Origin of the sequence: Streptomyces curacoi (genome assembly GCF_001513975.1) — a bacterium.
Lineage (GTDB): Bacteria > Actinomycetota > Actinomycetes > Streptomycetales > Streptomycetaceae > Streptomyces > Streptomyces curacoi.
Genome location: NZ_KQ947993.1, coordinates 165,980 through 178,678 on the forward strand (window position 1 = coordinate 165,980; position 12,699 = coordinate 178,678).

At 71.4% G+C, this 12,699-nt stretch carries 16 protein-coding genes and 1 riboswitch; of the genes, 7 read left to right on the forward strand and 9 right to left on the reverse strand.

What is annotated here, in order from left to right; genetic code table 11:
* Positions 1–169 precede the first annotated feature (169 nt).
* The 5 genes from AQI70_RS30650 to AQI70_RS30670 form a co-directional block, all read right to left on the reverse strand.
* Positions 170–844 carry an urease accessory protein UreF gene (locus tag AQI70_RS30650; protein ID WP_062155711.1) on the reverse strand — a complete coding sequence of 225 codons (675 nt, stop codon included), beginning with the start codon at positions 842–844 and terminating at the stop codon, positions 170–172.
* Between the two features lie 13 nt (positions 845–857).
* Positions 858–2,579 (reverse strand): urease subunit alpha, encoded by a 1,722-nt coding sequence (locus AQI70_RS30655; protein ID WP_062155712.1) that lies wholly within the window; start codon positions 2,577–2,579, stop codon positions 858–860.
* The gene (locus AQI70_RS30660) at positions 2,572–2,883 is read right to left on the reverse strand and encodes an urease subunit beta (protein WP_062155713.1); all 312 of its coding nucleotides are present in this window, start codon (positions 2,881–2,883) and stop codon (positions 2,572–2,574) included. Before AQI70_RS30660 ends, AQI70_RS30655 begins: the two co-directional genes overlap by 8 nt.
* 10 nt (positions 2,884–2,893) lie before the next feature.
* Positions 2,894–3,196, reverse strand: coding sequence for an urease subunit gamma (locus tag AQI70_RS30665; protein ID WP_037890687.1), 303 nt, complete (start codon positions 3,194–3,196; stop codon positions 2,894–2,896).
* Between the two features lie 132 nt (positions 3,197–3,328).
* Positions 3,329–3,958, reverse strand: coding sequence for a TetR/AcrR family transcriptional regulator (locus AQI70_RS30670; protein ID WP_062155714.1), 630 nt, complete (start codon positions 3,956–3,958; stop codon positions 3,329–3,331).
* A 128-nt stretch (positions 3,959–4,086) separates the two neighbouring features.
* Between AQI70_RS30670 and AQI70_RS30675 the strand changes: the two genes are divergently transcribed.
* Complete coding sequence (locus AQI70_RS30675) at positions 4,087–5,133, forward strand: hypothetical protein (protein WP_079051548.1); 1,047 nt, start codon at positions 4,087–4,089, stop codon at positions 5,131–5,133.
* A gap of 335 nt (positions 5,134–5,468) precedes the next feature.
* On the opposite strand, the gene AQI70_RS30680 is transcribed toward AQI70_RS30675, so the two are convergent.
* A complete protein-coding gene (locus AQI70_RS30680) occupies positions 5,469–5,747 on the reverse strand; it encodes a type II toxin-antitoxin system Phd/YefM family antitoxin (RefSeq protein WP_062155715.1) in 279 nt (92 codons plus the stop codon).
* A 69-nt stretch (positions 5,748–5,816) separates the two neighbouring features.
* Here AQI70_RS30680 and AQI70_RS30685 point away from each other — a divergent pair, with 69 nt between their 5' ends.
* The 3 genes from AQI70_RS30685 (at position 5,817) to AQI70_RS30695 (ending at position 7,796) form a co-directional block, all read left to right on the forward strand.
* A complete protein-coding gene (locus tag AQI70_RS30685) occupies positions 5,817–6,452 on the forward strand; it encodes an ATP-dependent Clp protease proteolytic subunit (RefSeq protein ID WP_062155716.1) in 636 nt (211 codons plus the stop codon).
* A 7-nt stretch (positions 6,453–6,459) separates the two neighbouring features.
* On the forward strand, positions 6,460–6,768 hold the full coding sequence (locus AQI70_RS30690; RefSeq protein WP_037890630.1) for a hypothetical protein: 309 nt from the start codon (positions 6,460–6,462) through the stop codon (positions 6,766–6,768).
* Between the two features lie 418 nt (positions 6,769–7,186).
* A riboswitch (cyclic di-AMP (ydaO/yuaA leader) is annotated at positions 7,187–7,319 on the forward strand.
* A 3-nt stretch (positions 7,320–7,322) separates the two neighbouring features.
* On the forward strand, positions 7,323–7,796 hold the full coding sequence (locus tag AQI70_RS30695; protein WP_062155717.1) for a C40 family peptidase: 474 nt from the start codon (positions 7,323–7,325) through the stop codon (positions 7,794–7,796).
* Between the two features lie 55 nt (positions 7,797–7,851).
* Here AQI70_RS30695 and AQI70_RS30700 read toward each other — a convergent pair whose 3' ends face one another.
* Positions 7,852–8,478, reverse strand: a complete 627-nt coding sequence (locus tag AQI70_RS30700) for a LysE family translocator (protein ID WP_062155718.1) — start codon at positions 8,476–8,478, stop codon at positions 7,852–7,854.
* 118 nt (positions 8,479–8,596) lie between these two features.
* On the opposite strand from AQI70_RS30700, the gene AQI70_RS30705 reads away from it, so the two are divergent.
* On the forward strand, positions 8,597–9,511 hold the full coding sequence (locus AQI70_RS30705; RefSeq protein WP_062155719.1) for a LysR family transcriptional regulator: 915 nt from the start codon (positions 8,597–8,599) through the stop codon (positions 9,509–9,511).
* 69 nt (positions 9,512–9,580) lie between these two features.
* On the opposite strand, the gene AQI70_RS30710 is transcribed toward AQI70_RS30705, so the two are convergent.
* On the reverse strand, positions 9,581–10,039 hold the full coding sequence (locus AQI70_RS30710; protein WP_037890624.1) for an ATP-binding protein: 459 nt from the start codon (positions 10,037–10,039) through the stop codon (positions 9,581–9,583).
* Positions 10,040–10,252: 213 nt separating this feature from the next.
* Between AQI70_RS30710 and AQI70_RS30715 the strand changes: the two genes are divergently transcribed.
* Both AQI70_RS30715 and AQI70_RS30720 read left to right on the forward strand, forming a co-directional pair.
* A complete protein-coding gene (locus tag AQI70_RS30715; RefSeq protein ID WP_062155720.1) occupies positions 10,253–11,131 on the forward strand; it encodes a helix-turn-helix domain-containing protein in 879 nt (292 codons plus the stop codon).
* A 9-nt stretch (positions 11,132–11,140) separates the two neighbouring features.
* On the forward strand, positions 11,141–11,368 hold the full coding sequence (locus AQI70_RS30720) for a DUF397 domain-containing protein (RefSeq protein WP_004002946.1): 228 nt from the start codon (positions 11,141–11,143) through the stop codon (positions 11,366–11,368).
* A gap of 61 nt (positions 11,369–11,429) precedes the next feature.
* Here AQI70_RS30720 and AQI70_RS30725 read toward each other — a convergent pair whose 3' ends face one another.
* Positions 11,430–12,557, reverse strand: coding sequence for an 8-amino-7-oxononanoate synthase (locus AQI70_RS30725; RefSeq protein WP_062155721.1), 1,128 nt, complete (start codon positions 12,555–12,557; stop codon positions 11,430–11,432).
* Between the last annotated feature and the right edge of the window lie 142 nt (positions 12,558–12,699).

Genomic DNA, 12,699 nt, shown 5'->3' on the forward strand with positions numbered 1-12,699 from the left:
GGCTTGGCTTCTCCGCGCCGGTCCGCAACAACCAGCCCGTCCGGCGTTTGAGGACGAGGCCCGTTCAGGGCCGAAGCGGGGGTCTGGGGGCGGCAGGCCCCCAGCGGGGGTCGAAGGGGCGGAGCCCCTTCAAGGATGGGACGGGTAGGGGCGGCGGGGCGAAGAACCACTAGGACGCGAACAGACGCACAGGCCACCCGGCATGCACCTCCGCACCGATCTCCAGCAGCGGAGCAGAAGCCGCGGGCAAGGCATCGGTCCCCTCATCGACCACACCTCGCGCCGCCTCCACCGCCCGATCCGCGACCCGGTCCACCTCCGGCGCCAACCGCGCCAGCACGGCCGTCGCGTCGAAGGGATCGAGACTCAGCAACCGCACCGTCGCACTCGCCGCCCCGCTCACACTCTCGTACCCCGCACAGTACGCCGCGTCGACGGCCCCCAACCCCGCCGCCCGAGCGGCGACCCCGAGCACCACCGGCTGATGGGCCCCCTTGGGAAAGCGGCGCGCCAGATCATCGAGCTCCTGGGACGGCCACGTCGCCCGAGCCGCCCGCATCAACTGCCGCCCCAGCTTCCGCGCGGCCAGCCGCAACGCGGGGGACGGCGTACGGGCGTCGGCGGCCTCGTCCAGGACCACCGCGTCGACCCCGAGTGCGGCCGCCGCCGCGAGCGAGGCGGCGACCAGCCCGGCCGTGTGCAGGCGCCCCCGGCAGAAGTCCTCCAGGCTCGCGGCCCCGGTGATCCGCCCCGCCTTGACGGCCGCCTCCGCCCCGCCGGAGTGCGCATGCCCTCCGGCGGGAAAGCGGCCGTCGGCCAGGACGAGAAGTGCTGCCCGTGACATCAGATCCCAGCCTTCAGAAGAGGAAGTACCGCTGCGCCATGGGCAGTTCGGCGGCGGGCGTGGCCTCCACCAGCTCTCCGTCGATGTGCACGGCGAAGCTGTCGGGATCGATGCGCACGTCGGGCCGCGCGTCGTTCTGCCGCATGTCGGCCTTGGTGACCCCACGCGTCGACTCGATGGCCACGAACCGCTTCCCGAGTTGCAGCCGATCCGGCAGCCCGTCCTCGATCGCGAGCGGTGCCACGAAGTTCACCGAGTTGGAGGCCGGCGCCCGGCCGATCGCGCCGAACATCGGCCGGGGCAGGATCGGCTGCGGCGTCGGGATGGACGCGTTGGCGTCGCCCATCTGCGCGTACGCGATCTGCCCGCCCTTGATGACGAGGTGCGGCTTGACGCCGAAGAACGCCGGCTCCCACAGCACCAGGTCGGCGAGCTTGCCGGTCTCCACGGAGCCGATCTCGCGGGCGAGGCCCTGCGCGAGCGCGGGGTTGATCGTGTACTTGGCGACATACCGCCGCACCCGCAGGTTGTCGGCCCGCCCGTCGCCCGGCAGCGCGCCCCGCCGCCGCTTCATCACATGGGCGGTCTGCCAGGTCCGCAGGACGACCTCGCCGACCCGTCCCATGGCCTGCGAGTCCGAGGAGATGATCGAGATCGCGCCCAGGTCGTGCAGGATGTCCTCGGCCCCGATCGTCGACGGGCGGATCCGTGACTCGGCGAAGGCGAGGTCCTCGGGGACCGCCGGGTTGAGGTGGTGGCACACCATCAGCATGTCGAGGTGCTCCTCGGCGGTGTTGACGGTGAACGGCCGGGTCGGATTGGTCGAGCTCGGCAGCACGTGCGGCTCGGAGACGACGGTCATGATGTCCGGTGCGTGCCCGCCGCCCGCACCCTCGGTGTGGTACGCGTGGATGCCGCGCCCGCCGATCGCGGCGAGCGTGTCACCGACGAAGCCCGCCTCGTTCAGCGTGTCCGTGTGGATGGCGACCTGGATGCCGGTCTGGTCGGCGACGGTCAGCGAGGCGTCGATGACGGCCGGGGTGGAGCCCCAGTCCTCGTGCAGCTTGAGGCCGAGCGCGCCGCCGCGGATCTGGGACAGCATCGCCTCGTGGGAGACGGTGTTGCCCTTGCCGAGCAGGCCGATGTTGAGCGGGTAGGCCTCCATCGACTCCAGCACCCGGGCCAGATGCCACGGGCCGGGCGTCACGGTCGTCGCCTTGGAGCCCTCGGCCGGACCGGTACCACCGCCGACCAGCGTCGTGATCCCCGCCGACAGTGCCTCGTCGGCGATCTGCGGGCAGATGAAGTGGACGTGGGCGTCGATCGCACCGGCCGTCAGAATCCTGCCGTTGCCCGCGATGATCTCCGTTTCCGGCCCGATCACCAGATCCGGGTGCACCCCGTCCATCGTGTCGGGGTTGCCCGCCTTGCCGATGCCGGTGATCCGGCCGTCGCGGATGCCGACGTCGGCCTTGACGATGCCCCAGTGGTCGATGATCACGACGCCGGTGATCACCGTGTCGGGGGTGCCTTCTGCCCGCGTGGCACGCGACTGGCCCATGGATTCGCGGATGACCTTGCCACCGCCGAACACGGCCTCGTCACCGGCGAGCCCGGGCCCGCCGCTGCGGTCCTCCTCGATCTCGACCAGCAGATCGGTGTCGGCGAGCCGGATGCGGTCACCGGTGGTCGGGCCGAACAGGTCGGCGTACGCGGCACGGGAGATCTCAGGCATCGAGGGCACCTCCGGTCTCGCCACGCAGGCCGGGCACCACGCGGGCGCCGGTGAGCGGGACGAGTTCGACGTCGACGGGGATCCCGGGCTCGAAGCGCACGGCGGTGCCGGCGGCGATGTTGAGCCGCTTGCCGCGGGCGGCGGCGCGGTCGAAGTCCAGACCGGGGTTGGCCTCGGCGAAGTGGTAGTGGGAGCCGACCTGGACGGGCCGGTCGGCGGCGTTGAGGACGGTCAGCCGGGTGACCTCGCGCCCCTCGTTGCAGACGATCGGGCCGTCGGCGAAGAGGATCTCTCCGGGAATCATCGAGGCCCCTTCAGACGATCGGGTCGTGGACGGTGACGAGCTTGGTGCCGTCCGGGAAGGTCGCCTCGACCTGGACGTCGTGGATCATCTCCGGGACGCCCTCCATGACGTCGTCCCGGGTGAGCAGCTTGCGTCCGGAGGACATGAGCTCGGCGACCGTACGGCCGTCACGGGCGCCCTCGAGGATGTGCGACGTGATGAGGGCGACCGCCTCCGGGTGGTTCAGCTTCAGGCCGCGGGCCCGGCGCTTCTCGGCCACGTCGGCCGCCACGTGGATGAGCAGCCTCTCTTGCTCGTGCGGGGTCAGTTGCACGTCCCACCTCACAGTCCTCGCTCCGGACCGTGCGGGGTCCGGTTGCCGCAGCCACGGGGCAAAGTCCCTGGTGGCGTGGATCGGCAGGCTAGTTGGACCGGGTTTCAAGCAAGTTAACCGAGCTGTGATCCATCAGCCCGCGGACTGGTCGTCCGGCATGCTCATCAACGCCCGTAGACCGTCGCGGAGGACCTCGACCGGGGCGGGGCCGAAAAGGGACTGCTGCGCGAGGAAGCCCAGCACGGCGGCGATCATGGTGCGGGCCACATGGTCCGGCTCCACGTCCGTGCGCATCATCCCGGCTTCCTGGTAGCCCTCGACGATCTTCGACCAGGCCGCGCGCACCGAGCCGTAGCCCTCCCGCAGGAGGGCCGCCAGCTCGTCGTTGCGCAGCGTCTCCGTCCACACCTGGATGACGAGCCGCGGGAACGCGGGCCGCCCGTCGACGAGCAGGGACTCGCGGGCGGCGAGCGTCCTGCCGAGGACCGAGGTGACGAGTTCGTCGGGCGGCTGGGGCGGGCTCTGCAGCGCCGCCTCCTCGAAGGCCGCGCGGACCGATCCGAGCACCTCGGCGACGATCGCGCCGATCAGCTCCTCCTTGCCCCGGAAGTAGCGGTACACCGCACCGGCGGAGAGGTCGGCCTCCTTCAGCACGTCCTGCATGGAGGTGGCGTGGAAGCCGTTGCGGGCGAAGCAGATCGCGGCGCCGTCGAGGATCTGCCGGCGGCGGGCGTCGAGGTGTTCCTGGGATACGCGGGCCATGACCGCCAACGTAAAACGAATATTCATTCTTGACAAGGAGCCGCTGCGGAGGGACGGTGTTGACGTCACCAAAAACGAACGATCCTTCTTTTTAGCGTGGAGAGCCCACAGCCCCGGAGAGGAATCCCATGTCCACCCGTCGCCTGATCGCGGTCATCGCCCTCGTCCCCGCCCTGGCCGCCCTCGCCCTGTGGGCGTTCGCCTGGCCGGCGGCCCGCACCGCTCCCCGAGACCTGCCGCTCGGCGTGGCAGGCCCGGCCGCCGCCACGGCCCAGGTGGAGCGGCAGCTCGGCCGGCACGACGGCGCGTTCGAGATCCACCGGTACGCCGACGAGGCCGCCGCCCGTGAGGCCATCGAGGACCGGACCGTATACGGCGCGGTGGTCGTCACCCCCCGGGGTCCCGAACTGCTGACCGCGTCGGCCGCGAGCCCGACGGTCGCCCAGCTGCTGCAACAGGCGGTGGCCGAACAGGCCTCCGCCGAGGGCACCCGGGTCAGGACGGTCGATGTCGTACCCGCACCCGGGAACGACCCCCGTGGCGCGGCCCTGAATGCGAGCGTGCTGCCACTCGCCCTGGCCGGCATCGCGGCCGGCGCCGCCGTGACCCTGCTCGGGCTCCGCGGGATCCGCGCCGTGAGCGCCCTCGTCGGTGCCGCCGCCCTGATCGGCCTGGTGGCGGCCGCGCTCGCGCACAGCTGGCTTGGAGTCCTCACCGGTGACTGGTGGGCGGAGGCCGGGGTGTTCGCGCTGGCGACACTGGCGGTGAGCGCTGCCGTCGCGGGGCTCGCCGCCCTGCTCGGCACCGCCGGCGTCGGGATCATGGCGGGCATCGTGATGCTGTTCGGCAACCCCTTCTCGGGGGCGACCTCCGCGCCGCAGATGCTGCCCGAGCCGGCCGGCACGATCGGGCAGTGGCTGCAGCCGGGGGCGGGCACGACCCTGCTGCGGTCGGTGTCCTTCTTCGACGGCGCGGCGGCGACCGGCCCGGCCCTGACGCTGACCTGGTGGGCCGCGCTGGGCCTGGGCGCCGTGCTGCTGGGCAGCGCCCTGCGGACGCGCACGCGGACCACCGAGCGGCACCGCCCCGAAGAGGCGCGGGAAACCGCGCGGCCGACCACAACGGACCCGCAGCCGACCGACAGCACCTCACGGCACTCGGTACGCAGCGCATAGCGCCGGTCGGCCACCCCGACCGCACCGAACGCACCTGACGCTGACGCTGACGCTGACCTGGGGGCCACACTGAGCCTGGGCGCCGTACTGCTGGGCAGCGCCCTGCGGACGCGCACGCGGACCACCGAGCGACAGCACCCCGAAGAGGCGCGGGAAACCGCGCGGCCGGCCACAACGGACCCGCAGCCGACCGACAGCACCTCACCGCACTCGGTGCGCAGCGCGTAGCGCCGGTCGCCCACCCCGACCGCACCGAACGGACCGTGCACCCCCGCCGAGCGGACGGGGGTGCACGGTCTCGGCGTTTCCGGGCGGGATGTGCGGGGCGGGGTGGCTTATGAGGGGCCGACTCCACGGTGCTCGGCTGCGATGCCGAAGCGCTGCCGTTCGCGGGGAGCGGAAGCGACCTCGCGGACGCCGGAGACCGCGCTGATCACCTGTTCCTCGACCGGGGCGTCGAGGGCGTCGAGCCGCTCCAGGTCAGCGGCGGAGACAAGGGCGACGAGGGGCTTTCCGTGCCGCGTCACGACGACGCGCTCGCCGCCGTACACCACGCGATTGATCAGGTCGGCGAGCTCAGCCCTGGCTTGCGTCACCGGAATCTCGTAGGCCATGCTCCCCACATTACGTCATGTACGTCCTGTACATTTTTTACAGGCACTCCGCCAAGGGAGGCGTGAGCAATGACCCGACCGATCGCCCGCTATGTGCTGCCCGAGTTCACCGAACGCACGAGTTCCGGCACCAGGACACAGGACCCCTACTCGAAGCTGCTGGAGGAGCGGATCGTCTTCCTCGGCACACAGATCGACGACACCTCGGCGAACGACGTGATGGCCCAGTTCATGTATCTGGAGCACAAGGACCCCGACCGGGAGATCTCGCTGTACATCAACTCGCCGGGCGGCTCGTTCAGCGCCATGTCGGCGATCTACGACACGATGCGGTACGTCACCTGTGACGTGGAGACGATCTGCCTGGGCCAGGCCGGCGCGTCCGGCGCGGTACTGCTCGCCGCGGGCACACCGGGCAAGCGGTTCGCGCTGCCGGGGGCCCGGGTGGTGATCCATCAGCCGGCGCTGCCCGAGCCGGTCGAGGGGCAGGCGAGCGATCTGGCCATCCAGGCCGATGAACTGACGCGCATTCGGGCGCGTATGGAGGAGATGCTCGCCCGGCACACCGGGCGCAGCCGCGAGCAGGTGACCGAGGACATCGAGCGGGACAAGGTCCTGAACGCCGAGCAGGCGGTGGAGTACGGGCTGGTGGACCGGATCATCCCCAGCCGCAAGGCCACTCTCGCCCCGCCCACGGGGCGGTGATCGGCCGGTGCTCCCACCCGAGTTGCCGCCCCTGCCCGCGCTGACCCGCGCGGAAGGGGAGTTGATCGACCGTTACCTCGACGTGGTGGACCTGCTCGGCCGTATCAACCCGGCCCAGCACGGCGACACCTACCGAGGCCTGCGCGCCGCCCAGGCGCTCGTCCGCAAGGCCGCCGAGCTCCGGGACGCGCTGGCGCTGATGCACCAGCGGGGCGAGACGGAGCTGCACGCTCCCACGCTGGCGCGTGCGTTGCGCGTGCTGGACGGAGAGCGCCGCACGGCTCGTGTCACGGTGCCGCCGCGCTCCGACAATTGACGATGCGTCCAGAGCGGTTCCGGACTCCTCGGCGCGCTGACGGGGTGTCCGGAACCAGACTCAAACCGACCGAAAGGTGTACCCACTTTCGGCGTATCAGACAGTCATTTTGTGTACCCCTCCGGTTGCGCAACGAGCATGGCCACAAGGGGGAATCAGAGGTTTCCTCGCTGGTCCGAGGCTCCTCGCACACGTGGACACCCGGCCGAACGTGCGGATGTCCACCCGAACGGGCGAGTGGTGAGTAACGCCACAAATCCCCGGTTCCGTTGGGTTTTTCGTTCATCCGTGCGTCAAGATCCCTGTCTGACGACAAGCCCCCGCCACAACGGCGGGGCGGTCCGGGCGGACGCCGAGTCCTGCCGCCGCCCGGATGACCGGTCGACAGGAGTGGATCGGCAGGAGTGGAGGACCCGAGCAAGACGGGTCGCCGGAGCGGACGTTCGTTCGATCCGAGCAGCCCTTGGGGTGAAGCCGCGGCAACGCGGCCGGGCAACTTCGCCAGCCCGAATCCGACAGGTCATCCTTCACAGGCGGCTGACGAAGGGTTGCGCATGACAGCGCTCAATCGTGTCCCGTCGCTCATGGCCCGTGCCGGTACGGCCTCGGCCCTCACGCTCGCCGCGGTGGGCGGCACCGTCGTCGCCCCCGGCTTCGCCCCCGAGGCCGAAGCCGCTGCGCCGGCGACGAAAGCACTCCAGGTCGCGGCCTCCAAGAAGGGCGCCCCGTACAAGTGGGGCGCCGTCGGGCCGCACAGGTTCGACTGCTCCGGGCTCACGCTGTACTCGTACAAGAAGGCGGGCAAGACACTGCCCCGCACCGCGGCCCAGCAGTACAACAAGACCCGCCACATCTCGGCCAAGAACCGCAAGGCCGGAGACCTGGTGTTCTTCCACTCGGGGTCGAACGTCTACCACGTCGGCATCTACGCCGGGAAGGGAAAGATCTGGCACTCCCCGAAGAGCGGGGACGTCGTGAAGCTGCAGAAGATCTGGACCAGGAGCGTCTGGTACGGCCGGGTCAAGTGACCGGCCCGGGGGCGGTGCAGGGGTCCTGATGCCCCGTCACCGCCCCCGGGAGCCCTCAGAGGGCCCTCAGCAGGGCCCGGAGCGGCCCGGCGAGGAGTGCCGACCCGAAGACGGTCAGCGCGGCGCCGGTGACGGCCGTGACCCCGCGGGCGACCCGTGGGCGGCGCAGCCAGCGGCCCAGCCGGTCCACCAGCAGGGCGACCACCTGGAACCAGACCAGCGCGACAGCGACCATGATCAGCGCGAGCAGCAGGGTCCGGGGCAGCGCCGGAGCGCCCGCGGGGACGAACTGCGGCAGCACGCTGACGAAGGTGACGGACACCTTCGGGTTGAGGGCGTTGGTGACGAAGCCCTGCCGCAGCGGTCGCGCCGTGGGTCCCCCTTGCGGGTTCCCCACGGGGCTGTGCGGCTGCCGCAGCGTCTGGACACCGAGATACAGCACATAGACGCCACCCACGACCTGGAGCGCGCGGAAGAGCGCCGGTACGGCGGCCAGGACGGCGGTGATCCCCACCACCGCCAGCGCCACGTGCACCAGGAGCCCGGCGCCGATCCCCAGCGCGCAGGCGATGCCGGCCCGGCGCGATACGAGGGCGTTGCGTACGACGACGGTGAAGTCCGCCCCGGGCATGGCGACCAGGCCGGCGGAGACCCCGGTGAAGGCGATGAGCTGAGCGTCCATGCGGCCAGCCTGCCGCGCGGAGGCCTTCAGCAGGTATTTCCAATCTTCTGAGGAATCCTTAAGGGATGCTTTAGGCACGCGCTTCAGGCACGCCGACGGCCGCTCGAAGGGACCCACCATGTACGACCCGACCCGCCTCGCCGCGCTGGTGGCGGTCGCCGAGGCGGGCTCGATCACCCGGGCGGCCGAGCGGCTCGGCTACACCACGCCCGCGCTCTCCCAGCAGCTGGCCAAGCTGGAACGCGAGGCGGGCACCGCCCTGCTGGTACGGCATCATCGCGGGGCACGGCTGACGGGTGCGGGCGAACTGCTCGTGGCCCGGGCGCGGCGGGTGCTCGACGAGCTGGAGCGGGCACGGCACGAACTGGCCCGGCTGACGGGCCTGACGGGCGGGACACTCCGGCTGGGCACCTTCCAGACGGCGGGCATCCATCTGCTGCCCCCGGCCCTCAGCGCCTTCCGCCGGGCGCATCCGGACGTGGAGCTGACGGTCGCCGACTACGAACCGTCGGCCGGTGTCGCCGCCGTGGCGGCCGGTGACGTCGATCTGGCGCTGACGCACACCTACACGCCGGGCGGGCCGCTCCCGCTCCCCTCCTCCGTCGGCGCCGAGCCGATCCTCGTCGAGGAGCTGGTCCTGGTGTCCGCCCCGGGCCACGCCCTCACCAGCGGGACCTCCCGGCTGCCGCTGGCCGAGCTGGCCGGGCAGCCGCTGATCAGCATGGCACCGGACGCTCCGGCCCGCCGGGACGTCGAGGCGCTGCTGGCCCGGGCCGGGGCCACGCCCTCGGTGCGGGTCCCGACGCCGGGGTATCTCCTGGTGTGCGCGCTGGCCAGCGCGGGGCTCGGCGTCGGCGTCGTGCCGGAGATGGTGGCCCGCACGTCGGTCACTCCGGTCGGGGTGCGCGCCCTGGAGGGCGGAGGGCTGCGCCGTACGATTTCGGTCGCCTACCGAAGCGACGAGATGTCGCCCGCGGCGGAAGCCTTCCGTGCGTTGCTGCGGGGCACTTTCGGCCGAGCCCAGCAGTCCTGACCCAGGGGCGCCCGCGGACGACGGGCAACCCGCCGCGGCACTTCCCCTCGCGGCACAACCGGCGGAGCGCTACTTCTCCTGCGGCCCCGCCGCCGGCACCGGTGCCGCGGGCAACGACCACGGCAGCTCGATGGAGACGGTCTTGCCGCCCTCGCGGGTGGGCCGCACTCTCAGCTTGCCGCCGCACTCGGCGGTCAGCCAGCGGATGATCACCATGCCGCGGCCGTTGTCCTGCTGGACGGCGGCCGGCAGTCGCTTGGGGAACCGCGGGTGGCTGTCGGTGACGCCGATGCGCAGCTGTTCGTCACGGTCGAGCTCCAGGTCCACCGTGAAGGTGGGGGACTGCCCGAGGGTGTGCTGTACGGCGTTGGTGGTGAGTTCGGAGACGATCAACCGGATGGTGTCGGCCACGTCCGTGTCCGGTGGCAGTCCCCACTCCGCGAGGGTGGTGACCACGTAGGCGCGGGCAGCGGAGACCGAGGCGGGATCGCTCGGCAGAGTGACGGATGCTTCCAAATGGTCTGCCATGGCGACGTAGTCCCTTTCCCACGGGACCGCAGTCCGACACGGAGCGGATGGTTCGAGTACGGTCCCGGACTGGTGCTTCGTCGCCAGACTGCCACTACCGCGACCGTCAGAGGTGGCGATCCACCAAGATATGCATATATCTGTCGCTCGAAGCGGTGAACTCTGCGACGGAGGACCGTATTTGGGCGGCACGGTTGGAGTAAGGAGTTGCCCATGCAGTACGGTCCCGCGGTGCGCCGCCGGAAACTGGGCGCAGAACTGCGTGCGTTGCGTACCGGGGCGGGGCTCACCAGTGGTGAGGCGGCCCGGCTGGTGGGCTGGCACCAGTCCAAGGTGAGCCGGATCGAGACCGGCGCCAGCGGGGTGAAACCGGCCGATGTGCGGTTACTGCTCGACGCATACGGCGTGCGGGACTCCCAACTGCGCGAGTTGCTGCTGGCGTTGGCGGGGGCGGACGACGGTGGCGGGCGACACCACTGGTGGCACGCTTATCGGGGGGTGCTGCCGCCGACCTACCGGGACTTCATCAGCCTGGAGTCCCAGGCGAGCGCGATGCGCACGCTGGAGACCTCCGTGGTGCCCGGGCTGCTCCAGACGCCGGAGTACGCCCGGGCGGTGACCCGGGCCGCGGTGGGCGGACTCGCCGCCGAGGCCGCCACCGCCGACGAACGGCTCGACGCGCTGGTCGCGGTCCGGCTGGCCAGGCAGGACGTGCTGCGCGGCGATCCGCCGCTGGAGCTGAGCGCGGTGCTCGACGAGGCGGTGCTGCGCCGGGAGGTCGGCGGGCCCGAGGTGATGACGCGGCAGCTGAGGCGGCTGATGGAGGCGGCGCGACTGCCCCAAGTCCGGCTCCAAGTCCTGCCGTTCGCGGCCGGGGAGCATGTCGGCGTCACCGGGCCTTTCGTTATCTTCTCATTTTCGCGCACTTCTGATCTGGATGTGGTTGTTCTCGACCACTTGACGAGTAGCCTCTACCTCGAACGGAAAGAAGACCTCCAGGCCTACACGGAGGCCTTCAACGCCCTTCAGGTCCACGCCCTTTCGCCCGAGGATTCGTTGGATTACATCGCCGCGATAGGTGGCGGCGCGTAAGGAGGCACCATGTCAGCACTGCCTCGGAACCTTCCCTCCAGCACCGCTCTGCCCGGTGTTCGATGGCTGCGCAGCAGCTACAGCACGGGAGCGAACAACTGCGTCGAGACGGCACGTCCGCGCACCGGTCCCTGGACCGGACTGCTCGCCGTGCGCGACTCCAAGGATCCGGCCGGACCCGCACTGCTCTTCTCCCCCGAGAGCTGGGCGGGCTTCACGGCCGCGTTCCAGTCCTGACAATCCCTGACAAATTCTGATCGGTTCTGCCAGTCCCAGCGCACGGCCGTGTCACGCCGACTCATGGTCGTGTCTCGCCGATCACCCGTACAGCGCCTTCGATCTGCCCCTGGGAGAGGTCCGCGCGGGCGGTGAGCCTCAGCCGTGAGATGCCGTCGGGAACGGAAGGAGGACGGAAACAGCCCACGGCGAGGCCCGCCGCACGGCACTCGGCCGCCCAGCGCACGGCCCCTTCCGGGGACGGCGCCCGCACGGAGACGACCGCGGCGTCCGGACGTACGGCTTCCAGGCCCGCGGCCGTCAGCCGGGTGTGCAGTTCGCCCGCCACCGCGCGCGCCCGCGCCGCGCGCTCCGGTTCACGGCGCAGCAGTCTCAGTGCGGCCAGGGCCGCCCCCGCCGCGGCGGGGGCGAGGCCCGTGTCGAAGATGAACGTCCGGGCCGCGTTGACCAGGTGGTCGATCACCCGGGCGGGGCCGAGGACGGCACCGCCCTGACTGCCGAGCGACTTGGACAGCGTGACCGTCACGACGAGGTCGTCGGCGCCCGCGAGCCCCGCCGCGTGCGGGGCGCCGCGGCCGCCGTCGCCGAGCACGCCGAGCCCGTGCGCGTCGTCGACGACCAGCCCGGCGCCGCGGTCCCGGCATGCCGCGGCGAGCCCGGCCAGCGGGGCGGCGTCGCCGTCGACCGAGAAGACGGTGTCGGACACGACGACCGCCGGTCCGTCGTGTGTCCGGAGCGCTTTGCGCACGGCGTCCGGTTCGGCGTGCGCGACGACCTGGGTCGTGCCGCGGGCCAGCCGGCAGCCGTCGATGAGCGAGGCGTGGTTGCCCGCGTCGGAGACGATCAGCGAGCCGTGCGGGGCCAGCGCGGTGACCGCGGCGAGGTTGGCCGCGTAACCGGACGAGAAGACGAGCGCCGCCTCGAAGCCGCAGAAGTCGGCCAGCTCGCGCTCCAGCTCCGTGTGCAGTTCGGTCGTGCCGGTGACGAGCCGGGACCCGGTCGCGCCGCCGCCCCAGGTCCGCGCCGCCCGCGCCGCGCCCTCGACGACCTCGGGGTGCCGGGCCAGTCCCAGGTAGTCGTTGCTCGCCAGGTCGAGCAGCGGCGAGTCGGCGGGGCGGGGGCGCAAGGTCCGTACGAGTCCGGCACGATGGCGCAGCTCCGCCTGCTCGTCGATCCAGCCGAACGCCATGGGTCCTCCGGGGCTTTTGTAGGTAGCGGACAGACACTAGCGGTACGACCGGCCACCCATGGTGTGGCAATACCCACACGTCGAACCGGGTGTGTTGTGTGATCCCCACCTTGGCCCGGGACGGCTCGATAGGACAGGATCG